This is a genomic window from Micromonospora sp. M61, from assembly GCF_018070245.1.
Taxonomy (GTDB): domain Bacteria; phylum Actinomycetota; class Actinomycetes; order Mycobacteriales; family Micromonosporaceae; genus Micromonospora; species Micromonospora zamorensis.
In genome coordinates this window covers 1-26,502 of sequence record NZ_JAGPYA010000017.1, presented here as the reverse complement: position 1 = coordinate 26,502, position 26,502 = coordinate 1, and the positions used below count along the sequence as shown (strand labels likewise).

21 protein-coding genes are annotated in these 26,502 nt (G+C 72.5%); 16 read left to right on the top strand and 5 right to left on the bottom strand.

All coding sequences use genetic code 11. The annotated features are described in order from the left end of the window. Nucleotides 1-9: 9 nt before the first annotated feature. The 4 genes from KBX34_RS12260 to KBX34_RS12245 all read right to left on the bottom strand — a co-directional run bounded on the left by KBX34_RS12260 (nucleotide 10) and on the right by KBX34_RS12245 (nucleotide 6,590). Nucleotides 10-3,768, bottom strand: a complete 3,759-nt coding sequence (locus tag KBX34_RS12260) for a multifunctional oxoglutarate decarboxylase/oxoglutarate dehydrogenase thiamine pyrophosphate-binding subunit/dihydrolipoyllysine-residue succinyltransferase subunit (protein ID WP_210794422.1) — start codon at nucleotides 3,766-3,768, stop codon at nucleotides 10-12. A 287-nt stretch (nucleotides 3,769-4,055) separates the two neighbouring features. Beyond that, a complete protein-coding gene (locus tag KBX34_RS12255) occupies nucleotides 4,056-4,868 on the bottom strand; it encodes an ABC transporter permease (protein WP_099848316.1) in 813 nt (270 codons plus the stop codon). Beyond that, nucleotides 4,865-5,800, bottom strand: coding sequence for an ABC transporter ATP-binding protein (locus tag KBX34_RS12250; protein WP_210794420.1), 936 nt, complete (start codon nucleotides 5,798-5,800; stop codon nucleotides 4,865-4,867). Before KBX34_RS12250 ends, KBX34_RS12255 begins: the two co-directional genes overlap by 4 nt. A 142-nt stretch (nucleotides 5,801-5,942) precedes the next feature. Continuing rightward, a complete protein-coding gene (locus tag KBX34_RS12245) occupies nucleotides 5,943-6,590 on the bottom strand; it encodes a hypothetical protein (protein WP_210794411.1) in 648 nt (215 codons plus the stop codon). Nucleotides 6,591-6,748: 158 nt separating this feature from the next. On the opposite strand from KBX34_RS12245, the gene KBX34_RS12240 reads away from it, so the two are divergent. The 9 genes from KBX34_RS12240 (at nucleotide 6,749) to KBX34_RS12200 (ending at nucleotide 16,090) form a co-directional block, all read left to right on the top strand. After that, nucleotides 6,749-7,543, top strand: a complete 795-nt coding sequence (locus tag KBX34_RS12240) for a GNAT family N-acetyltransferase (protein ID WP_210794410.1) — start codon at nucleotides 6,749-6,751, stop codon at nucleotides 7,541-7,543. Then, nucleotides 7,540-8,478, top strand: coding sequence for a 1-acyl-sn-glycerol-3-phosphate acyltransferase (locus KBX34_RS12235; RefSeq protein ID WP_210925048.1), 939 nt, complete (start codon nucleotides 7,540-7,542; stop codon nucleotides 8,476-8,478). The genes KBX34_RS12240 and KBX34_RS12235 overlap by 4 nt, the downstream gene beginning before the upstream one ends. A gap of 140 nt (nucleotides 8,479-8,618) precedes the next feature. Continuing rightward, nucleotides 8,619-9,443 (top strand): DUF4097 family beta strand repeat-containing protein, encoded by an 825-nt coding sequence (locus KBX34_RS12230; RefSeq protein ID WP_210925046.1) that lies wholly within the window; start codon nucleotides 8,619-8,621, stop codon nucleotides 9,441-9,443. Beyond that, nucleotides 9,440-10,051, top strand: coding sequence for a PadR family transcriptional regulator (locus KBX34_RS12225; protein WP_088949982.1), 612 nt, complete (start codon nucleotides 9,440-9,442; stop codon nucleotides 10,049-10,051). Before KBX34_RS12230 ends, KBX34_RS12225 begins: the two co-directional genes overlap by 4 nt. An 86-nt stretch (nucleotides 10,052-10,137) precedes the next feature. Further along, nucleotides 10,138-10,839 (top strand): response regulator transcription factor, encoded by a 702-nt coding sequence (locus KBX34_RS12220; RefSeq protein ID WP_030336721.1) that lies wholly within the window; start codon nucleotides 10,138-10,140, stop codon nucleotides 10,837-10,839. Next, a complete protein-coding gene (locus KBX34_RS12215; protein ID WP_210794407.1) occupies nucleotides 10,836-12,398 on the top strand; it encodes a HAMP domain-containing sensor histidine kinase in 1,563 nt (520 codons plus the stop codon). Before KBX34_RS12220 ends, KBX34_RS12215 begins: the two co-directional genes overlap by 4 nt. A 62-nt stretch (nucleotides 12,399-12,460) precedes the next feature. Continuing rightward, entirely contained in the window at nucleotides 12,461-14,023 is a 1,563-nt protein-coding gene (locus KBX34_RS12210) for a trypsin-like peptidase domain-containing protein (RefSeq protein WP_210925045.1), read from the top strand. Between the two features lie 182 nt (nucleotides 14,024-14,205). Next, nucleotides 14,206-14,877 (top strand): BON domain-containing protein, encoded by a 672-nt coding sequence (locus KBX34_RS12205; RefSeq protein ID WP_210925043.1) that lies wholly within the window; start codon nucleotides 14,206-14,208, stop codon nucleotides 14,875-14,877. A 157-nt stretch (nucleotides 14,878-15,034) separates the two neighbouring features. Continuing rightward, nucleotides 15,035-16,090 (top strand): glycosyltransferase family 4 protein, encoded by a 1,056-nt coding sequence (locus KBX34_RS12200; RefSeq protein ID WP_247671742.1) that lies wholly within the window; start codon nucleotides 15,035-15,037, stop codon nucleotides 16,088-16,090. Nucleotides 16,091-16,117: 27 nt separating this feature from the next. Here the strand turns inward: KBX34_RS12200 and KBX34_RS12195 are convergent, their stop codons facing one another. Next, complete coding sequence (locus KBX34_RS12195) at nucleotides 16,118-17,542, bottom strand: serine/threonine-protein kinase (RefSeq protein WP_307871381.1); 1,425 nt, start codon at nucleotides 17,540-17,542, stop codon at nucleotides 16,118-16,120. A gap of 166 nt (nucleotides 17,543-17,708) precedes the next feature. Here KBX34_RS12195 and KBX34_RS12190 point away from each other — a divergent pair, with 166 nt between their 5' ends. From KBX34_RS12190 to KBX34_RS12160, 7 genes are all read left to right on the top strand, one after another. After that, complete coding sequence (locus KBX34_RS12190; protein WP_088949977.1) at nucleotides 17,709-18,542, top strand: patatin-like phospholipase family protein; 834 nt, start codon at nucleotides 17,709-17,711, stop codon at nucleotides 18,540-18,542. After that, complete coding sequence (locus KBX34_RS12185; RefSeq protein WP_210794402.1) at nucleotides 18,542-19,558, top strand: 1-acyl-sn-glycerol-3-phosphate acyltransferase; 1,017 nt, start codon at nucleotides 18,542-18,544, stop codon at nucleotides 19,556-19,558. Before KBX34_RS12190 ends, KBX34_RS12185 begins: the two co-directional genes overlap by 1 nt. A 9-nt stretch (nucleotides 19,559-19,567) precedes the next feature. After that, the gene (gene cutA, locus KBX34_RS12180) at nucleotides 19,568-19,888 is read left to right on the top strand and encodes a divalent-cation tolerance protein CutA (protein WP_179780796.1); all 321 of its coding nucleotides are present in this window, start codon (nucleotides 19,568-19,570) and stop codon (nucleotides 19,886-19,888) included. Between the two features lie 48 nt (nucleotides 19,889-19,936). Further along, nucleotides 19,937-23,431, top strand: coding sequence for an SCO7613 C-terminal domain-containing membrane protein (locus KBX34_RS12175; RefSeq protein WP_210925037.1), 3,495 nt, complete (start codon nucleotides 19,937-19,939; stop codon nucleotides 23,429-23,431). Between the two features lie 136 nt (nucleotides 23,432-23,567). Next, entirely contained in the window at nucleotides 23,568-24,620 is a 1,053-nt protein-coding gene (locus KBX34_RS12170; protein ID WP_210794400.1) for an acyl-CoA desaturase, read from the top strand. A 191-nt stretch (nucleotides 24,621-24,811) separates the two neighbouring features. After that, nucleotides 24,812-25,105, top strand: coding sequence for a 4a-hydroxytetrahydrobiopterin dehydratase (locus KBX34_RS12165; protein ID WP_099848292.1), 294 nt, complete (start codon nucleotides 24,812-24,814; stop codon nucleotides 25,103-25,105). Then, nucleotides 25,102-26,256, top strand: a complete 1,155-nt coding sequence (locus tag KBX34_RS12160) for an FHA domain-containing protein (protein ID WP_088949971.1) — start codon at nucleotides 25,102-25,104, stop codon at nucleotides 26,254-26,256. Before KBX34_RS12165 ends, KBX34_RS12160 begins: the two co-directional genes overlap by 4 nt. Nucleotides 26,257-26,502: the final 246 nt, after the last annotated feature.

The window sequence follows — 26,502 nt, the reverse complement described above, 5'->3', positions numbered from 1 at the left end:
GCGGTCAGGTCACGGGCGGGGGAGAGCCGCCTCGATCAGCGCGTTCTGCTCGACCTCGTGGGTCTTGGCCGAGCCGACCGCCGGGGCGGCCGCGGCCGGGCGGGAGATCCGCCGCAGCCGGACGTCCGTGAGGTGCTCCAGCAGGTTGAGCGCGACGAACGACCAGGCACCCTGGTTGGCCGGCTCCTCCTGCACCCAGGCGAAGTCCTCCGCGTTCGGGAACTGCGCGAGGGCGGCCCGGATCTCCTCCACCGGCAGCGGGTAGAGCTGCTCGATCCGGAGGATCGCGGTGTCGGTGACGCCGCGCTCCTGCCGGGCCTGGAACAGGTCGTAGTAGACCTTGCCCGAGCAGAGCAGCACCCGCTTCACCGCCTCCGGTGCCGGGGCGGCCGTGTCGCGCAGCACCGGCTGGAAGGTGCCGGTGGTGAAGTCCTCCACCGACGAGACGCAGAGCTTGTGCCGCAGCAGCGACTTCGGCGTGAACACCACCAGCGGCTTGCGCTTGGGCGACAGTGCCTGGCGGCGCAGCAGGTGGAAGTAGTTCGCCGGGGTCGTCGGGATGGACACCCGCATGTTGTCCTCGGCGCACATCTGCAGGAACCGCTCCGGCCGGCCGGAGGTGTGGTCCGGGCCCTGGCCCTCGTGGCCGTGCGGCAGCAGCAGGGTGACGGCGGAGCGCTGGCCCCACTTCACCTCGCCGGACGAGATGAACTCGTCGATCACCGACTGGGCACCGTTGACGAAGTCACCGAACTGGGCCTCCCAGGCGACCAGCGCGTTGATGTTCTCCACCGAGTAGCCGTACTCGAAGCCCATCGCCGCGTACTCGCTGAGCAGCGAGTCGTGCACGAAGAACCGGGAGCGCTCGCCGTCGCCGGTGAGCGACTTGAGTGGCAGATAGTCCTCGCCGGTGCGGGAGTCGACCACCGAAGCGTGCCGCTGGACGAACGTGCCGCGACGCGAGTCCTGGCCGGCCAGCCGGACCGTTACCCCGTCGTGCAGCAGCGCACCGAGCGCGATGATCTCGCCGAAGCCCCAGTCGATGTTGCCCTCGACGGACATCTTCGCCCGCCGGTCCAGCAGTTGCTGGATCCGCTTGTGCGGGGTGAAGCCCTCCGGCAGGTTGATGTGCGCCTCGCCGACCGCCTTGACCACTGACGCGTCGGTGGCGGTGTCGACCTGCGGCTCCGGCTCCTCCTCGCGGCGCGGCCGGTTGAGCTGGCGCGGTGCCGCCGCGGCGTCCCGGGTGGCCTTGAAGACCTTCTCCAGCTGTGCCTGGTAGTCGCGCAGCAGCTCTTCCGCGTCCTCCACGGTGATGTCACCGCGGCCGATCAGCTCCTCGGTGTAGAGCTTGCGGACCGAGCGCTTCGAGTCAATGATCTTGTACATCTGGGGGTTGGACATCGACGGGTCGTCGCCCTCGTTGTGCCCGCGCCGCCGGTAGCAGACCATGTCGATCACGACGTCCTTGTTGAACGTCTGCCGGTATTCGAAGGCCAGCCGGGCCACCCGGACCACGGCCTCCGGGTCGTCGCCGTTGACGTGGAAGATCGGCGCCTGGATCATCCGGGCCACGTCGGTGCTGTAGAGGCTGGACCGGCTGTATTCCGGGGCGGTGGTGAAGCCGACCTGGTTGTTGACCACCACGTGCACCGTGCCGCCGGTGCGGTAGCCGCGCAGCTGCGACAGGTTGAGCGTCTCGGCGACCACGCCCTGCCCGGCGAACGCGGCGTCACCGTGCACCGCCAGCGGCAGCACTGTGTAACCCTCGAGCTTGAGGTCGATCCGGTCCTGCTTGGCCCGGACGATGCCCTCCAGCACCGGGTCCACGGCCTCCAGGTGCGACGGGTTGGCCACCACCGACACCTTGACCGAGTGCTCGCCGTCGGGGGTGGTGAACTTGCCGTTCTGACCCAGGTGGTATTTCACGTCGCCGGAGCCCTGCGTCGAGCGCGGGTCCAGGTGGCCCTCGAACTCCGAGAAGATCTTCTCGTACGGCTTGCCGACGATGTTCGCCAGCACGTTGAGCCGACCCCGGTGGGCCATGCCGATGACGACCTCGTCCAGGCCGTTCTCGGCCGAGGACTCCAGCACCTCACCGAGCAGCGGGATGAGCGACTCGCCGCCCTCCAGGGAGAAGCGCTTCTGGCCGACGTACTTGGTCTGCAGGAAGGTCTCGAACGCCTCGGCGGCGTTCAGCCGGTTGAGCACGTGCTTCTGCTCGTCGGCGGCCGGCTTCTCGTACTTGCGCTCGATCCGCTCCTGGACCCAGCGACGCTCCTCCGGGTCCTGGATGTGCATGTACTCGATGCCGACCCGGCGGCAGTATGAGTCGCGCAGCACGCCGAGGATCTCGCGCAGCTTCATCCGCTGCCGGCCGGCGAAGCCGTTGACCGGGAACTCGCGGTCAAGGTCCCACAGGGTGAGCCCGTGCTGGAGGACGTCCAGGTCGGGGTGCTTGCGGATCTTGAATTCCAGCGGGTCGGTGTCGGCCATCAGGTGACCGCGCACCCGGTACGCGTGGATCAGCTCGTGCACCCGGGCGGTCTTGTTGATCTGACCCTCGGAGTTGACGGCGACGTCGCGCACCCAGCGCACCGGCTCGTACGGGATGCGCAGCGAGGTGAAGACCTGGTCGTAGAAACCGTGCTCACCCAGGATCAGCTCGTGCATCACCTTGAGGAACTCGCCGGACTGCGCGCCCTGGATGATCCGGTGGTCGTACGTGCTGGTCAGCGTGATGATCTTGCTGACGGCCAGCTCGGCCAGGGTGGTCTCGGACATGCCCTGGTAGGGGGCCGGGTATTCCATCGCGCCGACGCCGATGATCGCGCTCTGGCCCTGCATCAGCCGCGGCATCGAGTGCACGGTGCCGATGCCGCCCGGGTTGGTCAGCGAGATCGTGGTGCCGGAGTAGTCCTCCATGGTCAGCTCGTTGCGCCGCGCCCGTCGGACCACGTCCTCGTACGCCTGCCAGAACTGCCGGAAGTCCATCGTCTCGCAGCCCTTGATGGAGGGGACCACCAGGTTGCGGCTGCCGTCCGGCTTGGCCAGGTCGATCGCGATGCCGAGGTTGACGTGCGCCGGCCGGAGCACGGCGGGCTTGCCGTTGGCCTCGGCGAAGGAGTTGTTCATCTCCGGGTGCTGGACGAGCGCCCGGACCAGCGCGTAACCGACCAGGTGGGTGAAGCTGACCTTGCCACCGCGCCCCCGGGCGAGGTGGTTGTTGATCACGATGCGGTTGTCGACCAGCAGCTTGGCCGGGACCGCGCGGACGCTGGTCGCGGTGGGCACGCTCAGCGAGGCGTCCATGTTCTGGACGATCTTCGCAGCGACGCCACGCAGCGGCGTGGTCTGCGGACCGTCAGCGGCCGGCGCAGCGGCCTTGGCGGCCGGCTTGGCCGGCGCGGCCTTCTCCGATGCGGCCTTGGCCGTGGCCGGAGCGGCGGCGGGCTTGGCCGGTGCCGACTGCGCGGCGGCCGGCTTCGTGGCAGTCGCCGGCTTCGCCTTGGCGCTCGGCTGGTTGACCTCGGCGGCAGCCTCCGGCTGGCCGTCGGGCTCGGGAGCGGCGGCTGGCTTGTTCGACGACTCGGCGCCGCGCGGGGTGGCCGCTCCGGGCGCCGGACGGTAGTCGGCGAAGAAGTCGTGCCAGGCCGAATCGACGCTCGTTGGGTCGGCGAGGTAACGCTGGTACATCTCCTCGACGATCCACTCATTCGGGCCGAAACCCGCTAGTGGGTTCTCCTGCGAAGTCTGCTGGGTCGACACGGCCGGTAATCGCCTCTTTCACGCGGGTTTGTGTGGCACGCGGTGTGTTCCTCCCGCCCGGTCAGGGGCACGGAGGGTACGGCTCCCAGGCTACGCCGTACCGATCCCGCAGGCATTTCCGCCTCGGTCCCGTGGCCGGTTTCACAGAAGATGCCAGAAGTTCAGCAACGCCTGCGCGCACCGTGTCGAACTGGTAACACCCGGCCCTCGCGCGGCCGGTCGCCGAGGGTGACGCCCGACCCCGGAGCGGCCAGCCTGTCGTTGCCGCCCCGGGGTCGCAGACGCCATCAGGCGATGTCGCGCCGCCGGGTGAGCAGAACTCCGGCAATTCCGCTGACCAGCGCGTAGCCGATCAGCACGAGGGCACCGACCCACCAGGACGGTGTGAACTCCGAGGTGCCTTCAGTGATCATGACCTGGGACGCCACAGCGGGCCAGACGACCTGCCACTTGAGAACCGCCTCGCTGTCGAGGAGGTTCGACAGGAGCAGGAAGAGCAGACCCACCACCTGGGTGCCGATCAGATAGAGCACCGCCGCCGTGATCACCGCACCGAGCTGGTTGGTGATCAGCGTGCCGATGCCCACACCGAGGATCGTCCAGATGGCGTAGGCCAGCAGGTTGAATAGCAGTGCCCGCTGCACCGGCCACTCACCGAGCTGAGTGCCGTAGTCGTTGGCGGACAGGAAGATCGCGCCGGCGGCCAGGTCGATCAGCGTGGTGGCCAGCCAGAACATGAATCCGAGCAGGCTGGCGGCGACGAGCTTGCTGACGATGACCGACGTTCGCCGGGGAGTCGTCAGGAACGTCGTGGTCGCGGTCTGGTGGAAGAACTCGTTGGTGACCATCAGGATGCCGATGAGCATCACGAACATCAGCCCGAGGTACTGGCCCGAGGTGTAGAGGTTCGCCGCCTGCGCCGGCGCTGTCGCCTGCTCGGCGCTGACGCCGATCTCCTCGGCGTCGCCGCCGAGCGCCGTGACCGCCAACCACGCGTTGACAGCGAAGGCCAGTGCGATCGAGAGGAACGCGCCGAGAGCCAGCCACCACCAGGTGCTGGTGGTACGGATCTTGAGTAGCTCGGATCGGACCAGGTTCATCGGATGCCCGCCTTTCCGGCCGTCAGCTCCAGGAAGACCCGTTCCAGGTCGGGCCGTTCGGTGGACAGTTCGTGCAGTTCCACCCCGGCGGCCAGCGCGGCCCGGCCGACAGTGGGTGCGTCGACCCCGGCGACCAGCAGGGTGCCGTGCTCGTCGGTGTCGACGGTCGCCGACTGCGCCTTCAGCGCGGCGGTCAGCGCCTCGGCCTGCGGGGTGCGGACCCGGACCAGGGCGCCCTGCGCCATCGACCCGAGCACCTGGTCGACCGGCCCCTGCCGGACGAGCTGACCGGCCGCGATGATCACCACGTCGTCGGCGAGGAGCTGCATCTCCGACAGCAGGTGGCTGGAGACCAGCACGGTGCGGCCCTCGTGGGCGAGGTTCTTGAGGAACCCGCGCATCCATCGGATGCCCTCCGGGTCGAGCCCGTTGGCCGGCTCGTCCAGGATCAGCACCCGGGGGTCACCGAGCATCGCCGCGGCGATGCCGAGCCGCTGCTTCATGCCCAGCGAGTAACCCTTGAACTTGCGCTTCGCCGCCGGGCTCAGCCCGACCAGGGCCAACACCTCGTCGGCCCGCTGCTTCGGCAGCCCGGCCGCCGCGCAGATCACCCGCAGGTGGTTGATGCCGGTACGGCCCTTGTGCGCGCTGGAGGCCTCCAGCACCGCGCCGACGTGCCGCAGCGGGTCGGCGAGGTCGGCGTACCGGTGGCCGCTGATGGTGGCCGTGCCGGCGGTGGGGGTGACCAGGTTCAGCAGCATGCGCAGCGTGGTGGTCTTGCCGGCGCCGTTCGGGCCGAGGAAGCCGGTCACCCGCCCCGGCGCCACGGTGAAGGACAGGTTGTTCACCGCCCGGACGCTCTTGTACTGCTTCGTCAGACCGGACACCACGATCTGACCGTCGCTGGTGGGGCTTCTCTGCCCGTCAGTCATCGTTCTCCTCCCGTGTGTGGCGTCGAGGTACGCCGTGGCACAGCGTGACGGCCCGTGGCAACAAGGTCAATCAGGCGCGGTCGGTACGTTCGCCTCCGTCGCGGGGTGGAGGCGACTCATCCCTGCGGACTACGGCCCGGCTTCAGCGGGCGATCCAGGTTGCCTGTGCCGCGCCGAGCAACGACCCGTCCGGGCCGTACAGACTGGTGTGCACGAGCGCCTTGCGCCCATCGACGCGCAGCAACGCCCCGGTCACCACGCACTCGTCGCCCGGTCCGGGTAGCGCCGTGACCACGGCGGCGATCCGGCCCAACAGGTACGGGCGACCGGGCGCGAGCACCGCCCAACCGCCGGGGCAGTCCAGCGCCGCCCAGACCGTGGCCTCGCTGACCTGCTCGGGTGCCCGGAACGGCGCCGCGGTCCGCCCATCGGGCAGCCGGCCAGGAAAGATCCGCAACCCGTCCGCCCGCTGCGGCCCACAGACGTAACAGCCGGGGAAGGGATGCTCGACCAGGCCGGGGAAGTGGGCCGCCGCAGCCACCGCCGTGGCCAGGTCCACCGGGGGTACGACGGCATCGACGACCCCGGCCGGGCGCACCTCGGCCACCAGCTCGCCGGACGGGTCACGGACCGCACCGTCGACCAGCGTCAACTCGGTCTCCAGCGGTGGTGGCCGGCGCAGCGTCACCTCGACCGGATCGCTGCCGCCGGCCTCGGTGGCGAACACTCCCGCGCTCCAGCCGCCGTTGCCGGAACCGGGGGGCCCGTTGTAGCGGGACTCGATGCGCATCGTCGACCTCCGGTGGGCGTACCGGCGCCTTCGCCGGCCTGCCCGGGCAGCCTCGCACGGTCTTCGCGGGGTGCCGCCAGCGGTCTCGCCTGCCGGCGTTCACCCGATCGACACCGGTGGTCCCCGTGGATGGCAACCCGGGCACCTACACAGATCCCATGGCCGTTCTGCATGCCGCTGGCACATCCCTGAAGACCAGCGGATACACCCTGCTGATCGCCGACGACCCCACCCAGGTCGCGGCCGCGCAACGCCTGCGCCACGAGGTGTTCGCCACCGAACTCGGCGCCACCCTCCTTCCCGGCGAGGCCGGATTGGACGTGGACCCCTTCGACGCGTACTGCGACCACCTGATCGTCCGCGAGGACAGCACCGGCGAGGTGGTCGGCACCTACCGGCTGCTACCGCCCGGACGCACCGACCAGCGGTACGCCGAGGAGGAGTTCGACCTCTCCGCGCTCGACCCGCTCCGCGACGACCTCGTCGAGGCGGGTCGGTCGTGCGTGCACCCGGACCACCGCTCGGGCGCGGTGATCAATCTGATGTGGGCCGGCATCACCCGGTACCTGCACCTGCGTGGCTCCCGCTGGCTCGGTGGCTGTGCCTCGGTGCCGGTGGGCGACGGTGGGCGCACGGTCGCCGAGGTGTGGAGCCAGGCCCAGGCCCGGCACCTGTCGCCGCCGCCGTTGCGGGTCCGCCCACGGCGACCCTGGTTCGCCGAGTCGGCCACGGCTCCCGGCCCGGCCGCCGCCGCGCCGGTGGCCGCTGTCGGACCGGCGGGGCGCGTCGTGGTGCCACCGCTGCTGCGGGGCTACCTCCGGCTCGGCGCGTGGATCTGCGGCGAGCCAGCGTACGACCCCGACTTCGGGTGCGCGGACTTCTACGTGCTCTTTTCCCTGGACCGGATGAACCCGCGCTACCTGCGCCACTTTCTGGGCGGGGAGCAGCGGTGACCACCGGGGCGCACGATCTGTGGCGGCCCTCCTCGGGCTGTGACGACGACTGCCTGCCGGCGGCCGGCGAGGTGCCCACGGTGCCGGTGGCCCGCCGGGTGCTGCGGTTGGTCGCCGCGACCGGAATGCTGGTCGCCGGGGTCGGCCTGGTGCTGCTGCTGCCCGTGCTTCCGACCCGGGAGCGGCAGGCGGCGGCACGCGGCTGGGCCCGGGCGACCACGCGGGCGTTCGGCGTCCGGCTGGTGATCCGGGGTCGGTTGCCCCGGCGGCGGGCGCTGCTGGTCGCCAACCACGTCTCCTGGCTGGACATCCTCGCGGTGCTGGCGGTCGCGCCCACCCGGATGGTCGCGAAGCGGGAGATCCGCTCCTGGCCGGTGGTCGGGCTGCTGGCCGCGGCGGCGGGCACGGTCTTCGTGGACCGGTCCCGGCCGCGGGCACTGCCGACGAGCGTCGGCCGGGTCGCCGAGACGCTGCGCGCCGGCCGGTCGGTGGCGGTGTTTCCGGAGGGTACGACCTGGTGCGCTGGTGACGGCGCTGCCGACTGCCGCCCGGGCGGCGGCTTTCGGCCGGCGATGTTCCAGGCGGCCATCGACGCGGGCAGCCCGGTGGTGCCGCTGCGGCTCGCCTACCGCTGCGAGGCCATCGGCTCCACCACCACGGCAACGGCCTTCCTCGGTGCGGACACCCTGCTGCGCTCGGTGGCCAGGGTGGTCGCGGCGCGGGACATCGTGGTGTCGGTGACGATCGCCGCCGCGCTGCACCCGGCCCGTGCTGCCGACCGGCGGTTGCTGGCCCGGGCGGCCGAGTCGGCCGTACACCTGCTGCCGGCAGGCGGCGTGGCGCGGACCCGCCTGCGTCCGGTGCTGCCCACGGTGACCCCGGCGGTCTCCGTGCCGGTGCCGACGTCCGGCCGGGAGCTGGACCTGGCGGCCTGAGGGGAAGCGGGGTCGCGGTCGTCGACCCCGCCCGGCGCAAGAGCGACCAACACGCGACCTGTCTTGTGCTATCGCGATGTATCGCGTTACTGTCCTCCCTGTCAGGCGCGTGTCCGCGCGTCGTCGAGGGGAGGAAACCCATGGCCGGATGGACGGTCGAGAGCCCGCAGCGGCTCACCGTGGACGGCCCGGTCACCCGGCTGGACGTCCGCCTGGTGAGCGGCCGGCTCAACGTGGTCGCCACCGACGGCCCGACCCGGATCGACGTCACCCAGGTCGGTCGCCGGCCGGTCCTGATCGTCCACTCCGACGGCCGGCTCACCGTCCGTCAGGAGCGCGGCCACGGCTGGACGGACGTCCTGCGCTGGTTCCGGATGATCCACCGCTACCCCCGGGTGGACGTCTCGCTCGCTGTGCCCGCCGACGTCCTGGCCGACCTGGGGCTGGTCGCGGGCTCGGTGGTCGTCTCCGGTCTACGCCGGCAGACCGCGGTGCACGTCACCGCCGGTCAGATCACCCTGATGGGCCTGCGCGGCAACACCTCCGCGACGATCACCTCCGGGCCGGTGGAGGCGCTCGGCGTCCGGGGCGACCTCACTCTGGAGACGGTCTCCGGGGAGGTGATCCTCGCCGACAGCGCCGCCGAGCGGGTGCGTGCGCAGACCGTCTCCGGGGCGATCACCTGCGACCTGGACAACCCCCGACGCAGCGAGATCCGGTTGACCACCATCTCGGGCAGCATCACCGTCCGGGTCCGCGAGGACAGCGACCTCGCCGTCCAGATGCACACCGCCTCCGGCCGGATCACCAGCGGCTTTCCGCAGGTCCGCACCTCGACGTTCCCACTGCGCAGCAGCGAGGGAGTGCTCGGCGCCGGCGAAGGTAAGCTCTGGGCTTCCGCGACCTCGGGCAGCATCGCCCTGCTCGCCCGAGCGGTCGACAACGATTCCGAGGAGCTGCCGTGACCGCCGTGTTCAGCCACGGACGGCTCCGGCTCTATCTCCTCAAGCTCCTCGACGACGGCCCGAAGCACGGGTACGAACTGATCCGCCTTCTGGAGGACCGGTTCCTCGGGCTCTACGCGCCCAGCGCCGGCACCATCTATCCCCGCCTGCAACGGCTGGAGGCCGAGGGGCTGGTCAGCCACACCGCTGCCGGCGGCCGCAAGACGTACGACATCACCGACGCCGGCCGTGCCGAGCTGCACCAGCGCGCCGGTGAGCTGACCGAGCTGGAATCGGACATCGCGGCCTCGGTGGCCGACCTCTCCAGCCTGGCCGGCGAGATCCGCAGCGAGGTGCGCGGGTCGGTACGCGACCTCAAACGGGAGCTGAGCGAGGCCACCCGGCAGACCCGGCGTAACCGGTGGGAGGCCCCCGCGGCGCCGCCCCGGCCGACGCCGACCGCCGGGCCGCAGGCCGCGCTGCTCGACGAACTCGACCAGCGGCTGGCCGCGTTCACCGCCGAGGTGGGCCGGCTCGTGCGTGCCCGACAGTTCAGCGAAACCCAGCTGAGCACCGCGATCCGGCTGCTCGACGGCGCCCTGGACGGGCTGCGCCGCCTGCTGCGCTGAGCAGGGTCAAGGGTCCGGCCACGACTCACAGGCATTTTCCAGGAACCATCCAGCGGCGGCGCAGTGACGTCACCGATGATGGGCCCATGCCCGCTACCCAGACCGAGGCGCGACTCCTCGTCGTCGAGGACGACCCCAACATCCTCGAACTGCTCTCCGCGAGCCTGCGGTTCGCGGGCTTCGACGTGGCCACCGCGACCAGTGGGAGCGCGGCGCTCAACGCCGCCAAGGACCACCGGCCCGACCTGGTGGTGCTCGACGTGATGCTTCCGGATCTCGACGGTTTCGAGGTCATCCGGATGCTCCGCGAGGGCGGCACGCGTACGCCTGTGGTCTTCCTGACCGCCCGGGACGCCACCGACGACAAGATCCGTGGGTTGACCCTGGGCGGCGACGACTACGTCACGAAGCCGTTCAGCCTGGAGGAGCTGACCGCCCGGATCCGCGCCGTGCTGCGCCGCACCACTACCGGCGAGCAGGCCCCGTCCCGGCTCACCTTCGCCGACCTGGAGTTGGACGAGGAGACCCACGAGGTGCACCGGGCCGGCCAGCGCGTCCAGCTCTCGCCGACGGAGTTCAAGCTGCTGCGCTACCTGATGCTCAACGCCAACCGGGTGCTGTCCAAGGCGCAGATCCTCGACCACGTCTGGAACTACGACTTCCGTGGTGACGACAACATCGTCGAGTCCTACATCTCCTACCTGCGACGCAAGGTCGACACCACCCAGCCCCGGCTGATCCACACCCTTCGCGGCGTCGGGTACGTGTTGCGCAAGCCGGCGGCGTGAACCGGGTCCAGCAGGCGAAAGGGCGGGTCCGCAGCGTCCCGCTGCGGGTCAAGCTGGTCGCCTCGGTGCTCGCCCTGGTCTCCGGCGCCCTGGTGGTGATCAGCGTCTCGACCGCGTACTTCCTGCACAACTACCTGGTCGACCAGATCGACCTGGAGCTACGCGACTCGGCGGGCCGCATCCAGTCCCTCACGCTCACGTCGAACGTCGTCTCGCTGCCCAGCGACTACGTGATCGTGCTGACCAGCCCGTCGACAGGCAAGGTGCAGGCCTTCCGGTACGACACGTCCCGCTTCCAGACGGTCGATCTGCCGCCGTGGCCGGACGACGCGGCCGGGTTCGCGGCGCAAGAGCGGGAGCAGGACGGCAAGCCGCGCACCGTCCACGCGCGGGACAGTTCGGTGCGCTGGCGGATGCTCTACACCGAGCTGCCCAACGGCCAGATGGCGGCCATCGGCGAGCACCTGACCGACGTCGACTCCGCCGTCAAGCGGCTGGCCTGGATCGACCTGCTGGTCGGCGGCGCGGTGCTGATCATGTTGGCGTCGGTCGGCGCGGCGATCGTCCGGACCAGCCTCAAGCCGCTGGTGGAGATCGAGCGCACCGCCGCCGCGATCGCCGGGGGTGATCTGACCCGCCGGGTGCCCGACCCGGAGCAGGGCCAGGAGCATCCCACCTCCGAACTGGGTCGGCTGTCGCGCGCGTTGAACGCGATGCTCACCCAGATCGAGGCGGCGTTCACCGCCCGAGCCGCCTCGGAGACGTCGGCCCGCTGGGCCGAGAGCGCCGCCCGGGACGCCGCCGCCTCCGCCCAGGCGTCGGAGGCGCGGGCCCGGCGCTCCGAGGAGCGGATGCGGCAGTTCGTCGCGGACGCCTCGCACGAGCTGCGGACCCCGTTGACCACCATTCGCGGCTTCGCCGAGCTGTACCGGCAGGGTGCGGCGCGGGCACCGGAGCAGACCGCCGGCCTGCTGCGCCGGATCGAGGACGAGGCGGCCCGGATGGGGCTGCTGGTGGAGGACCTGCTGCTGCTGGCCCGCTTGGATCGGGAGCGGCCGCTGTCGCTGACCCCGGTGGAGCTGCCGGTGCTCGCCTCCGACGCCGTGCACGCCGCCCGGGCCATGGCCCCTGATCGGCGGATCGATCTGGAGATCGAGCCGGACTCGGGCCCGCTCGTCGTGTCCGCCGACGACGCGCGGCTGCGCCAGGTGATCGGCAACCTGGTCACCAACGCGCTGACCCACACCCCGCCGGACGCCGAGATCCGCGTGCGGTTGCACAGCGAACCGGGCGGTTTCGCCGTGGTGGAGGTCGCCGACACCGGCCCGGGCCTCTCCCCGGAGCAGGCCGAACGGGTCTTCGAACGGTTCTACCGGGCCGACGCGGCACGGACGCGGCGAGCCGACGGCAACACCGGCACCGGGCTCGGCCTGGCCATCGTGGCGGCGCTCGTCGCCGCCCACCACGGCTCGGTCTCGGTGGCCGAGACGCCCGGTGGTGGCGCCACCTTCCGGGTCCGGATCCCGCTGCTGGCACAGATCGACGCGGCGGACGAGTGACTTTCAGCCAACTTCCAGGACGGTTCCAGGTTGATCGCAGTGCGGAGGGAGAAGGTAGTTCCATGACCGAGTTCGAGTCCGACCCGCAGCGCCGGCCGGCCCCCACCGACGCCGAGCCGTCGCACCCCACCGCCGAGCTGCCGCGTGACGAGCGCGCGCAGTCCGACTCCCCGACCACCCCCGTCCAGGTCGTCCCGACCGCCGGTGACGCCACGGACGCCACGGCCGTCACTTCCGCCGCGCCCGCCGCTCAGCCGGCCACCCCCCAGCTGACCGGGTACGAGCCGCCGGCCGCCACCCCGTCCGCGCCGCCGTACCCGGTCTCCGGCTACCCGGCGCCCGGCCAGCACGGCTACCCGCAGCCGAACGCCGGCCACCACGCCGGCGCGCCCTGGTACGCGGGCCAGCAGTCCGGCTGGGCGGGCGGGGGCCAGCCGGGCGCCTACGCGCAGCACCAGCAGCACACCCAGCACCTCGGCCAGCACGGCCAGCACCTCGGGCAGCAGCCGGGCCAGCCGGTTCCGCCGTGGGGCCCGCAGGTCGCGCCGCCCGGCAGTGGCCCCCGGCCGAGTCGGATCGCCAAGTTCGCCGGAGCGGGCGTCGCGGTGTTCGCCCTGATGCTCGGCTCGGGCGTCGCCGGCGGTGCCCTCGCCCTCGCCCTCGACGGGGACGGCGGCGGCATCACCCGCACCTACTCGGCGGCGCCGGTCATCAACAGCGCCGACCTCCCGAAGATCGCCGCCTCCGTGCAGGACAGCGTCGTCTCGATCACCACCGACAGCGGCGAGGGCTCCGGGGTGGTGCTCAGCGCCGACGGGTACGTGCTGACCAACAACCACGTGGTCGCCAACGCCGCCGGTGGCGCCGTACAGGTGATCTTCGCCGACGGCAAGAAGGCCGACGCGAAGGTCATCGGCACCGACCCGAAGACCGACCTGGCCGTGGTGAAGGCCAACGGGGTCAGCGACCTCAAGCCGGCCAAGTTCGGCGACAGCGACGCCATGCAGGTCGGCGACCAGGTGCTCGCCCTGGGCAGCCCGCTCGGCCTCCAGGGTTCGGTGACCTCCGGCATCCTCAGCGCCCGGGACCGCACCATCCGGGCCGGCGAGGGTCAGCCGCAGGACCCGAGCCAGCAGCAGAGCCAGGCCGTCAGCTCGATCTCCGGTCTGCTCCAGACCGACGCGCCGATCAACCCGGGCAACTCCGGCGGCGCGCTGGTCAACACCCGGGGCGAGGTGATCGGCGTCAACACCGCCATCGCCACCTCCGGGCAGAGCACCGGCAACATCGGCGTCGGCTTCGCCATCCCCAGCAACAAGGCCAAGGACGTCGCAGGCAAGCTCCAGCGTGGCGAGAAGGTCAGCCACCCGTCGCTCGGGGTGGGCGTCAACCAGGCCGAGGGCGGCGGCGCGCTCGTCGCGTCGGTCACCCCGGGCAGCCCAGCCGAGAAGGCCGGCCTCCAGCGTGGCGACGTCGTCACCCGCTTCGGCGACAAGCCGGTCAACGACTCGGACGACCTGGTCGGCGCGGTGCAGGCCGGCAAGGTCGGCGACCGGGTCGAGGTGCAGTTCAAGCGGAACGGCACCGAGAAGTCGGTAACCGTGACGCTCGCCGAGACGTCCTGACGGACAACTGAACCTGCTTCCTCCCTCCAGCGGCGGGTGGCGGGGCCGAGGGGGTCGGCTCCGTCACCCGCCGCTTTTTCCGCCCGGCGGCGGTTCACCCGGATCGGGTGAACCGCCGTCACCCCGGTTTCCGGCACGTTCGGCGGGCGAGTCTCGGCGAGGGGGAACCGGGGGTGGGTGCCATGACCGGGGTGGTGGATGTCCGCGAGGACCAGCGGATCCAACGCGACGTCCTGGCGCAGCTGGCCTGGGACGCCCAACTGCAACCGAACGAGATCGGCGTACGCGTCGACCAGGGAGTGGTCACCCTGACCGGCTTCGTGGACGGTGCCGCTCGCAGTTGGGCCGCTACCCGGTCCGCTCAGCGGGTCCGGGGCGTCCGGGCGGTGGCCGACGAGATCGAGGTGCGGCTGCCCGGTACGCCGGGGCGCACCGACGCCGAGGTTGCCCTCGCCGCGTCCCGGGCGTTGGAGTGGGACAGCTTCGTGCCCGCCGAGCGGCTGGACGTGACAGTGGCCAACGGCTGGCTGATGCTGCGCGGTGAGGTCGAGTTCGGCTGGCAGCGGCGCGCCGCCGAGGGGGAGTTGCGCCGGCTCGACGGCGTACGGGGTCTCACCAACCTGATCGAGGTACGACCTCCGGCAGCAGCTGTCGCTGACAGGTTGCGACGGGACGTGCAGCGGGCGTTGATGCGCACTCTCGGTGCGGAGCGGGTGACCGTCGAGGTGGACGGCGACACGCTCGTCCTCGCCGGGGTGGTCCGATCCTGGTGGGAACGCGAGCAGGTCGAGCGGGTGGCCTGGTCCGCCCCCGGAGTGCGGGCAGTCCACGACCAGCTCCTGGTGGGCGGGTGAGCGTCCGCCTTGTCCGGTTTACCGGGGACGTCACTGGGAAATCGCCGCCGACCGTCCGGACCGGCGGTGACGCCGCACCGGGGATCAACGGGGAGGACTCGTGGCCGTGAACCACTCGCCAGCGGGCCGCCCGGAAGAGCGGTCGTTGCGCATCGCGATGGTGGTTCCACCCTGGTTGTCCGTGCCGCCACCCGGCTACGGCGGCCTCGAACAGGTCGTCGCCGCCCTTGTGGACGCGCTCTGCCGGCAGGGGCACGAGGTCACGTTGTTCGGTGCCGGTGACGACCACGGCACGGCCGCCCACGGCTTCGTCTCCACCGTCCCCGAGGTCCAGTACGAGCGGCTCGGCGAGTCACTGCCGGAGCTGGCTCACCTGGCGCGGGTGAATCGGCTGATCACCGCGGCCGACTTCGACGTCATCCACGACCACACCACGATCGGCCCGCTGGTCGCCGGCCGCCGGGCGGTGCCGACGGTCGCGACCGTGCACGGCAACCCCGTGGGGGAGTACGGGGACGTGCTCAGCGACATCGACTCGGGCGTCGCCCTGGTGGCGATCTCGCACACCCAACGTCGGCTGAACACCGAGCTGCCCTGGGCCAGCACTGTGCACAACGCGCTGGACATCCGCGGCTTTCCGCGTAAGACCAGACCCGGGACGGGACCGGTGCTGTGGCTGGCCCGCTTCAGCCCGGACAAGGGCCCCGAGGTCGCCATCCGGGCGTGCCGGGAGGCAGGGGTGCCCCTGCTGCTGGCCGGCAAGTGCAACGAGCCGGCCGAGCGCCGCTACTACGAGCAGGTCGTCGCGCCGCTGGTCGACGAGAACGTGACAGTCGTGCTCAACGCCGGCCGCGCGGAGACGCTGCGGATGCTCGTCGACGCCCGTTGCCTGATCATGCCGATCCAGTGGGACGAGCCGTTCGGCATGGTGATGCTGGAGGCGATGGCGACCGGCACACCGGTGGTCGCCCTCAACCGGGGGGCCGTGCCGGAGCTGGTCCGGCCGGGGCTGACCGGGCTGGTCTGTGAACGGCCGGAGGAGTTGGCCGCGGCGGTGCTCGCGGCGGAGCGGCTAGACCCGGAGGACTGCGTGGCGCACGTCGCGGAGAACTTCTCGGTCGAGCGGATGGCGGACGGCTACGCGGCGATCTTCCGACGCTTCGCCACCGGCCGGTACGACATCCGCGAATCGGCCCGGGTCCCGGCCCGCTGACCCGCCCACCCCGGCGTGTCCGCGCGGTCAGACCTCGGCACCGCCCAGCTCCACGATGGCGGCGTCGAGCCGAGACGCGTACGCCGGACTGATGCCGCCCTCGCCGAGGCGGACCGCGACCTTCTCGCGCAGCCGGGCCACCGGTGGCGCCAGGTCGTCGCGGCCGGAGCTGACCGCGGCGGTCAGGTTGCGCAGCTCGTTGCGCAGGTCGAGACCCACGTCGTCGCGGATCTCCCCGGCGCCCAGCCCGGCGCTGATCAGCCCGTCGACCCGGTTGGCGGCCTCGACGAGGGTGCCCGGATTCGAGGTGGGCGAGCCGGTGCTCGGCTTCGTCGGCGGCGGGGACGCGCTCGGCTGGGACGACGCCGGGACCGGCCTGTCGCTCGGCGGGGTGGTCGCCGGGGCGATCGAGGGCTGCGTCCGGGGTGTCGGCTCCTCCTCGGGCAGAAGGGCCACTCCGGCCAGCGTCACACCGACGGCCAGGACGAGCAGCAGCACCAGCCGTCGACGGGACCAGATCGAACCGGCGGCTGTCCCTCCCGCCGCGGCTGGCACGGCGGCCGGCTGCGGCGGCAGGGGCTGGGTGGGCACCCGGATGGTCGCGACCGGGGGATCGGGAGGCAGCAACTGGTCGCGCAGCACGGCGGCGACCTGCCGGGCGGTCGGCCGGTCGGCGGGGTTGCGGGCGAGGCTGCGCAGGCAGATCCGGGCCACCGGCGGGGGCAGGTCCGGCAGGTCGGCGAGCGTGGGCGGCGGGCCGTCGGCCAGCGCGGCGCTGAGTTGCTCCCAGGTGTCCGCCGGGTACGGGACCCGGCCGGTGAGGGCCTCGTGCAGCAGCACGCCGAGCGAGTACACGTCGGTGGACGGCTGGGCCGGCGCGCCGTCGAGGCGTTCCGGGGCGACGTACGCCGGCGTGCCGAACGTCTCGCCGTCCTCGTCCTCGTCGGGCGCGCCGATCCGGGTGGCGATGCCGAAGTCGAGCACCTTGACGCCCGTCGCGGTCATCATCACGTTGGCCGGGGTGACGTCCCGGTGCACGATGCCGAGCCGGTGCGCCGCGGCCAGCGCCTCCGCGACCTGGGCACCCACCTCGATCGCCTCCGCCCACGGCAGCGGCCCCTCGGTGAGCCGCAGCTCCAACTCCTCGCCGCTGAGCAGCTCCATCACCACGAACGAGGTGATCGAGCCGTCCGGGTCGACCGTCTCGCCGTAGTCGTGCACCGAGGTCAGATGCGGGTGCACCAACTGGGCGGCGGCCCGGGCCTCCTCACGCACCATGCCCCGGAACCGCGCGTCGGCGGCCAGCGAGGGGGCGAGCACCTTGAGCGCGACGAGCCGGTCCAGCACCTCGTCCCGGGCACGCCAGATGACCGACATGCCGCCGGCGCCGATCTGGTCGAGAAGTCGGTATCTGCGAGCCAGTAACCGGCCCGGATGCAGTGCTGCCTTCACCGATCGCACCTGCCTCAGGGGTGGGAGCGGTATCAGGTTGCGCGAATGTCTCCGGCCTGTCAACGCCGTCATCGGTCAGCTGTCGACGGGCGGTGCCTGCCGTGCGCCGACCGCCCGGTGCCGGTGGCCGGCAGGTCGGCTGCGCGCCCGTGCCAGGATGAGAGGCATGGCGGCGGGACCGGTGGCATTCGTGCTCGGCGGCGGGGGCGTGCTCGGCGCGGTCGAGGTGGGCATGTTGCGGGCGCTGTTCCGCGCCGGCATCACACCCGACATGGTGCTCGGCACCTCGATCGGCGCGGTGAACGGCGCGCTGGTCGCCGCCGACCCGACGGAGGCGGTGACCGACCGGCTGGTCCGGCTCTGGGCCTCGCCGGAGGCCAGCGAGGTGTACGGCGACTCGGTCGCCCGGCAGTTGCGCCGCTTCGCCGCCCGTACCCACCTGCACTCTCGCCGGCCGTTGCGCCGGCTGCTGGAGACCGAGCTGGGCGTGGACACCACCTTCGCCGACCTGCGGGTGCCGTTCCGCTGCTGCGCCGCGCACATCGAGCGGGCGGCCGAGCACTGGTTCGACAGCGGCCCGGTGGTGCCGGCGGTGCTGGCGTCAGCGTCGGTGCCGGGTCTGCTCCCACCCATGGAGATCGACGGCGCGCACTACGTGGACGGGGGCATCGTCAACTCCATCCCCATCGGCGAGGCGGTGGCCGTGGGCGCCCGCCGGATCTACGTCCTCCAGGTGGGTCGGATCGAACGGGAGCTGACACCGCCCCGCCGGCCGTGGGAGATCGCGCAGGTCGCGTTCGAGATCTCCCGCCGGCACCGCTTCTTCCGGGAGATGGCGGCACTGCCCGAGGGGGTGGAGGTGCACGTCCTGCCGACCGGAGGGCTGAACCCCCGCGACGACACACCGTGGGCGTACCGGGACATGGCGGCGGTGGGGCGGCGGATCAGCCGGGCGTACACCGCCTCGCGGCGTTACCTCGCCACCCATCTGGAGCGATGATGCCGCTGCCCCCCAGGTGGCTGCGTCGGTTGCTGTTGGCCCCCGCCGTGGTGGCGCTCGCGTTCGTCGTGGTCACCACGTTGCCGATCTGGGCGCTGCTCGCCGCCGCCGTGTCCCCGCTGTTCCCGGGTCGGTTGCGTCCGCTGCGGCTGCTCTGGATCGGCTGCGTCTACCTGGTCTGGGATGCCGCCGCGCTGCTCGCGCTGTTCCTGCTCTGGGTCGTCTCCGGCTTCGGCTGGCGGACCCGGTCTCCGGCCTTCCAGCGCGCACACTACGTGCTGGCCGGCTGGTTCCTGCGGGTGCTGTTCTGGCAGGCCCGCTGGGCCCTGCGGTTGCGCATCGACGTGGTGGGCACCGACCCGGACACGGCGCTGCCCGGCCGGCCCGAGTTGGTGCTCTGCCGGCACGCCGGGCCGGGCGACTCGTTCATCCTGATTCACGGGCTGGTCAACTGGTTCAACCGGGAGCCACGGATCGTCCTCAAGGACACCCTCCAGTGGGACCCGGCGATCGACGTGCTGCTCAACCGACTGCCCAACCGGTTCATCGCGCCGACGCCGGAGCGCGGCGAGGAGACCGTACGCCAGGTCGGGCACCTGGCCGCCGGCCTGGACGACAACGACGCGTTCGTGATCTTCCCTGAGGGCGGCAACTTCACCCCCAAGCGACGACTGCGTGCCATCGCCCGGCTGCGTTCCCTCGGGTTCGAACGGATGGCGCTGCGCGCCGAGCGGATGCGTCACGTGCTCGCCCCGCAGCCCGGCGGAATGCTCGCCGCGCTGGACGCCGCCCCGGACGCCGGGGTCATCTTCGTCGCCCACACCGGGTTGGACCGGATGCTCACCGTCGCCGACGTCTGGCGGGAACTGCCCATGGACAAGCGGATCGTGATGCGGTTCTGGTCGGTGCCACCGGAGGAGGTGCCGGCCGGGCGGCAGGAACGCATCGACTGGCTCTTCGACTGGTGGGCGCGGATCGATGCCTGGATCGCGTCTAATCGGGACAATGCCGCGTAGGGTGCGGTCGTGGATCAGATCTGCGTGGTGACGACGGTGGTGGATGCGCGTTCGGTCGCCGACGTGCTGGCGGCTGCGGCCGTCGCCGGCAGGCTCGCCGCCTGCGCCCAGGTGGGTGGTCAGGTGGACAGCACCTACTGGTGGAGGTCCGGTGTGGAGACCAGCACCGAGTGGTCGGTGCAGTTCAAGACCGCGCCCGACCGGCTCTCCGCGTTGGTGGACCAGATCCGGGTCAGTCATCCGTACGAGGTGCCGGAGATCCTGGTGTCCAGGGTGGAGAGCGGCGACCCGGCGTACGCCACCTGGGTGCACGAGCACACCCGGCCCTGAGTACGCGCACTCTGTGCCACACCCCCGTCGGCTCCCGATGATGACCGGGTGGACGACACCCGCTATCCCTGCCCCGCCTGCGGTGCTCCGGCCGACCTGACCGTCGGTTGCACCGGCTGTTCCCGTGCGCCCGACCCGACCGCCGCTGAGGTGGTTCGGCTGAGCCGCGAGATCGCCCAGCTTGAGCCGCAGGTGCAACGGGCTCGTCACGCGTACACCGAGCTGGCCGGTCGCCTGTCGGCCCTGTCGCGGCGGCGGGCCGAGCTGGCGGCGGTCGTCCGTGCCGGGTTGGCCGCCTCCGCCGGGGCACGCCCGGTGCCTCTCGTCGGGCCGGTGCCAGCTCTCGTCCCGGTCGCGGCGCCGGGCGCGGCCGAAACCTCGACCCGGACCGTCCAGGGTCTGCTCTTCGTCCTCGGTGGACTCCTGCTGGGCACCGCGGCGGTCGTGTTCACCGCGGTGGCCTGGGCGGCGGTGGGAGTCGGCGGACGGGCGTCGATCCTGGCCGCGCTCACCGCGCTCGCGCTCGCCGTGCCGCTGCTGGCGGTCCGTCGAGGGTTGCGGGGCACGGCGGAGACCTTCGCCGCTGTGGGTCTGCTGCTGGTGGTGCTGGATGGTTACGCGGCCTGGTCGGTGGACCTGGCCGGGGTGGCCAGTTGGCCGGGCAGCCGGTACGCCGCGCTGGTCGGGGGGGCCAGCGCGGCGGCCGCCGCCGCGTACGGCAGGTGGAGCGGGTTGACCGGGCCCTGGTTCGCCGCGCTGCTGGCCGCCCAGCCGGTGCTGCCGCTGCTCGCCGTCGGGGCCGAACCGGGTGCCGCCGGTTGGTCACTGGTCCTGCTCGGGGTGGCACTGGTGAACCTGGCCGTGCTGGCCGCGTTGCGCGGCCGGGACGGGGTGGCGCTGCTCGTCGGCAGGGTGTCGGCCGGGATCGGTCACGTCGCCGCTCTCGTCGGTGCCGCTGGCTGCGCCCTGACGCCGCTGATCCTCGGACGGGCGGCAGGTTCGCCACTGCTGGCCGGGCTGCCGCTGCTGCTGGTCGCGTTGACCGGGTTCGGTGCGGCCTGGCTGGTCGGCGGGCGGGCGCTGCGGGCGGTGGCCGCCGGGCTGCTGGTGCCGGTGCTCGCCGCCGCCCTGCTGCGCCCGGTGGCCGAGCTGCGGCCGTCCCTGCTGCTGCTCGCGTCGGCGACGGTGGCGCTCGGGATGGCCGCCGCGGTGCGGATCCTGCCGGTCAGGTCCGGAGCGGAGGTGGCGGGCGCCGGTGGTTGGCGGACCGGCCCGCGCGCCGGGGCGCTGCTGGTCGCGGCGGGCACGGCCCAGGTGGCCGCGCTGGTCACCGTCGTGCTGGCGGTCGCCGCCGCAGGCCGGTCGCTGCCGCCGTGGCGGGGGGCCGGCAGGGGACCGGATCTGGACTGGGGCTGGCAGCTCGCACCCGCCGTGGCGTTGGGGGTCGGCGCGACGGTGCTGCTGCTGCCCCGGCGGGCCCGAGCGGCGCTCGCCACGGCCGGCGCGGTGGCGGTGCTGCTGGCCCTGCCGGCCGGGTGGTCGGCCACCTGGCCGCAGGTCCTCGCCGTCGACCTGGTCGGCGGGGTCGCGCTGCTGCTCGCCGTCCTGATCCGCCCGGCGACCCACCTGGCCTCCCTGCTCACCCGCGCGCTCGGCGGTGCCGTCCTGCTCGGGCACGGGCTGTTGGTCGCCCTGGCTGCCCCGGCCGGTGTGCTGGTGACGCTCGGCGTCATCGCCGTGGTCGGGCTGGCACTGGCCGTCCGGCGGGGCGCCGGGCCGTACCGGCAGGTGGCCGGCGGCGGTCTGCTGGTCGCGCAGCTCGCGCTGCCCGGGATCGCGGTGGTGGCGTCGTTCGCCGCGGGCGCGCCGCCCTGGTGGCAGGCGCGGTTCGCGCTGATCGCCGCCGGGCTGCCGCTGGTCGCGGTGCTCGCGGCGCGTCGCCAGCGGGTGGAGCTGATCGGGTACGCGGTGACCGGCGCGCTGGTCGCCATGACCGTGCCCGGCCTCGCCCCGCTGGTCGTGGCGGGGAACGAGCCGATCGCGTTGTACGCCGCGCTGGCGGCGCTGGGGGTCGCCATCGTCGTCCGCTGGGATCGGCAGGAGGCCGTCACCCGCCGGTCGGGCGGGTCGAGCCAGCCGCCGGTCGGGGGGCCGGCGGTCGGGGGATCGTCGGCGGTCGGGAGGCCGCCGACGATTCCCCTGTCGGTCCCGGTGGTGGTGGCGGGCGGCGCTCTGGCGGTGGTCGCCGTGCTGGCGGCTCTGCCGAGGGTGCTGACCGCGCTCGTGTCGCCGTACGACGACCCGGGACGGGCCTGGTCGGGGGTGCCCACTGTCGTCGCCGAGCCGGCAGCGCTGCCCGTCGCGTTGGCGCTGGTCGTGCTGGCGGTGGCCGCCGTGGTCGCCGGCCGGCGGGTCCGCCCACCGGTGCTGCCCGCGCTGCCGTTCGCCGCGGCGGCGCTGCCGGTGCTGCTCGTCGCGGTCGGCGCGCCGTGGCCGGTGCTGCCTGCCGCCGTGCTGCTCGCCGGATCGGCCGCGCTGCTGCTCGCCGCTCTGGCCGCGCCTCGCCCGGGGCTCGCACCGATCGCCGTACCGCTGGGTGTGGTGCTGGTCGCCTCCGGTGTGGCGGGGCTGCTCGCCACCAGAGCCGGTTCGCTCGCTGCCGAGGGGGTGCTGTTGGTGGTGGCGGTGGTCGTCGCCGTCGGGGGGCGCACCGTCGAGGTGCGGGTCGCCGGTTGTCTCGCGGCGGTGGGTGCCGCGTCCGCGTTGGCGGTGACCGCCTCGCTGGTCGGAGGGCTGCCGCTGCGGGCCGCCGCGTACCCCCTGTTGGCGGTGGCCGCGCTGGTGCTGGCTGTCGCCGCCGCGACCACTCCGGCGCGGGGTCTGGTCGGGCGGGTGCTGGACGCTGCCGCGCAGGCGGTGGCACTGGTGGCGGCGGTGCTCACCGTCGAGGCGGCGCGACACCTCGCCACGGTCTGCGTGCTCTGGGGTGCCGCCGTGGCGCTGCGGCTGCTGCGCCGGGGGGAGCCGGCCGGCCGGCGGTGGGCGTTCGCCGGCATCGCCGCCGCCAGCGAGCTGCTCGGGGCATGGGTGTTGCTGGCCGCCGGCGGGGTGACGGTGCTGGAGGCGTACACCCTGCCGGCTGCGGCGCTCGCCCTCAGCGCGGGCCTGCTGGCGTTGCGGACCAGGCCGGGGCTGACCAGCTGGCCGGCCCTCGGCCCGGGGCTGGTCGCGGCGCTGCTGCCGAGCCTCGTGTCGGTGCTGACCGGGCCGGACCCGCAGCCGGTGCGGCGACTGCTCCTCGGCGCTGCGGCGCTGGGTGCGGTGCTGGCCGGGGCGACCCGCCGATGGCAGGCACCGGTGCTGCTCGGCGGCGGTGTGCTGACGTTGCTGGCGCTGCACGAGTTGGCCCGGGGGTGGGATCTGCTGCCCCGGTGGATCTACCTCGGTGTCGGCGGGTTGGCGCTGGTCGGCCTCGCTGCCACCTACGAGCGGCGGCGGCGTGACGTGGCTCGACTGCGCGCCGCGGTGGGCCGGCTGGGCTGAGTCGAACCAGTGGGGGTAGGGCCTGCCCTACCCCCCATTCGGGGGTTGTCGGGGTTACTCACCGCTACCGTGACCGGGAGACTTGACAATAAGCCCGAACCACCCCGGTACGGGCGTAAGCGGAACGGGAGCAGCAATGGCGCTCGGAGCGGTGGCGGAACCGCCGGTACAACGGCGAGGCAGTGACTACGCACAGTTGTCCCGACGGATCAGCCAGGCGGGCCTGCTGGAGCGGCGCCCCGGCTGGTACGTCGCCCGCATCGTGCTCACCCTCGGAGCCTTCGTGGCCGGCTGGGTGGCCGTGTTCCTGCTCGGCGACTCCTGGTGGCAGCTGCCCCTCGCGGCCCTGATGGCGGTGGCCACCACCCAGGTCGCGTTCCTCGGTCACGACGCCGGGCACCGCCAGATGTTCCGTCGGCGCGGTCCCAGCGACCTGGTGGGTCTGCTCGCCGGCAACGTGGCGGTGGGAATCAGCTACGGCTGGTGGGTCGACAAGCACAACCGGCACCACGCCAACCCGAACCACGAGGACGAGGACCCGGACGTCGGCGCGGGCGCGCTGGTGTGGACGCCCGAGCAGGCCCTGGAGACCCGTGGGATCAACCGCTGGATGGCCAAGCGGCAGGCGTACCTCTTCTTCCCGATGCTCCTGCTGGAGGGTCTGAGCCTGCACGTGGCGAGCATCCGGGCGATCGTCGGACGTGACTCGGACGGCCGGTACACCACCCCGATGCGACGCCGGGCGGTCGAGGCCGTGCTGCTCGTCGCACACACCGCCGCCTACGTGGCACTGCTGTTGGCGGTCATGTCGCCGGTCAAGGCGCTGCTCTTCGCCGTCGTGCACCAGGCACTGTGGGGTTTCTACATGGGCTGCTCGTTCGCGCCCAACCACAAGGGCATGCCGATGCCGACCGCCGAGGACGAGCTGGACTTCCTGCGTAAGCAGGTGCTGACCTCCCGCAACGTGCGGGGTAGCTGGCTGGTGGACGCCACGTTGGGCGGGCTCAACTACCAGATCGAGCACCACCTGTTCCCGAACATGCCCCGCGCCAACCTGCGGCGGGCGCAACCGATCGTCCGCGCCTACTGCGCGGAGCAGGGCATCCCGTACGCGGAGACCGGGCTGGTCGAGTCGTACCGGCAGGCGCTCGGTCACCTGCACGAGGTGGGACAGCCGCTGCGCGGCTAAGAAGGAAACGGCCGCTGCGCGGCTGCGAGGACTGAGCGGTGGGGCGGGCATCTGATGATGCCCGCCCCATCGTGGCACCCGATGTCGGGGCTCTGGCAGAGCGTCTGCGGCTGTAAGAGATTGATCGCCAGCTGAGCTGGCCACCGGTGGCGCGTACGGCCCGTCGTACGCGCCACCGGTAGGGTCTGGTCATGGCAGACCTGCTCACCGCGGACGCGGTGCGAGAAGAGCTGGGCCGGTTGCCCGACTGGTCGGGTGACCCGACCGGCATCGGTCGTACCGCCCAGCTCGGCAGTTTCCCGGCGGCCATCGCGGTGGTGGACCGGGTGGCGACGGTGGCCGAGGAGCTCGACCACCATCCCGACATCGACATCCGATGGCGGACCCTGACCTTCCGCTGTGTCACGCACTCGGCCGGTGGGGTCACCCACCGGGACATCGAGCTGGCTCGGCGGATCGACGACATCGTCCGGAGCGCGGCATGAGATTCGAGATCAGCAAGGTTCTGGACGCCATCGAGGGGCGGGTCTGCACCGACCCGTCGCTGGCCCGGGCGGTCATCGACCTGGCCGAGGTGATCCGCTATCAGGACATCGACGGCGGACGGCCGGCCAGCCTGCTGCGCCTCGGCATGGTCATCGACGCGCTCTCCCGCGAGTTGGAGGAGGACAGCGTCCAAGTCTACGCGGTGGTGCACCGGGCGTTGCTCTCCGACGCCGACCTCACCTCCAACGAGCGGATGGTCGTCCGCCGCTGGGCCGACGACGGGCTCGTCGAGGTGCTCGACAACCCGGGTGACCGGATGTTGGAGGTCGCCGACCTGCTCGGGTTGCCGGTGCTCAGCCGGGTGCGCTTCGACGGGCTGCGCGGCCGGTTCCCGTGGCTGGTCGAGCAGCCCGGTCGGGTGGTTGCGCCGGTGCCGGGCGCCGGCGGGCCGGTGTTCATCGCGCACGTCGGTGGTGGGCACTCGCCGGTTGCCGGCAAGCGTTCGCCGACCGGGGTGAAGCTGCTGGCCCGCCAGTGGCGTTGCCCGGAGTCGGGCTGCGCGCTGTTCGGCGGTGGTGGTGGGGGCGGCGCGTTCGCCGACCTGGCCGGGGGCGCCGACCGCAGCCCCGCCGCGCAGCCGCCGCCCGCGCTGCGTAACGGCGTACCAACCTGCCCCCGACACGGCGTACGGCTCGGTGACGGCGGGCCTCGCCCACGTTCGGAAGTGCTCGCGGTGCGGGTCGGCGGCCTGGTCCGGCGGCGGTTCGTGCTCAGCGAGGACCAGCCGGTGGTGGCCGGCCGGGCACCCGAGCAGGAAGGCGGGATCATGCTCGGGCAGTGGCTCAACGACGAGGCACGGCGATGGATCAGCCGTGGTCACGTTCACTTCGAGCTGCGGGTCGGTGAGGTCATCGTGACCGACGTCAGCACCAACGGCTCGGGCATCCGGCCGGCCGGTTCGATGGCCGAGTCGGACCGGATCCCCCTGGCACCTCAGCAGTCCCGGGTGTTGGGCGAGAACGACATGGTGGAGTTGTACCCCGGGGTGCAGATCGGTCGGGCCGAGGAACTGCCCACCGGTGCCCCGTTCACCCCCACGTCGGTGATGGCCGAGGCTCCGACGATGGCCATGCGCCTACCCCGTCCCTGACACGCGCCGCGCCGCGCCCGCGCCGCCCCCGGCCGCCGGGGGCGGCGGCGGGGCCCGGCGGCGGGCCAAGATCCGCACAAGAACAGGGAAAGTGCTGCCTCGGACGGTGTCGAGGCAGCCCCGTGCTCAGGTGGTCGTAGCAATCGATCTTGTCGTTCGTTGGTCTCTTCGGCGGGGTGATCGCTGAGAGGCTGGTGGGGCGTGGCGGGTCGTAGGCCGTTGACGGTGGTGGACCGGGAAGAGATC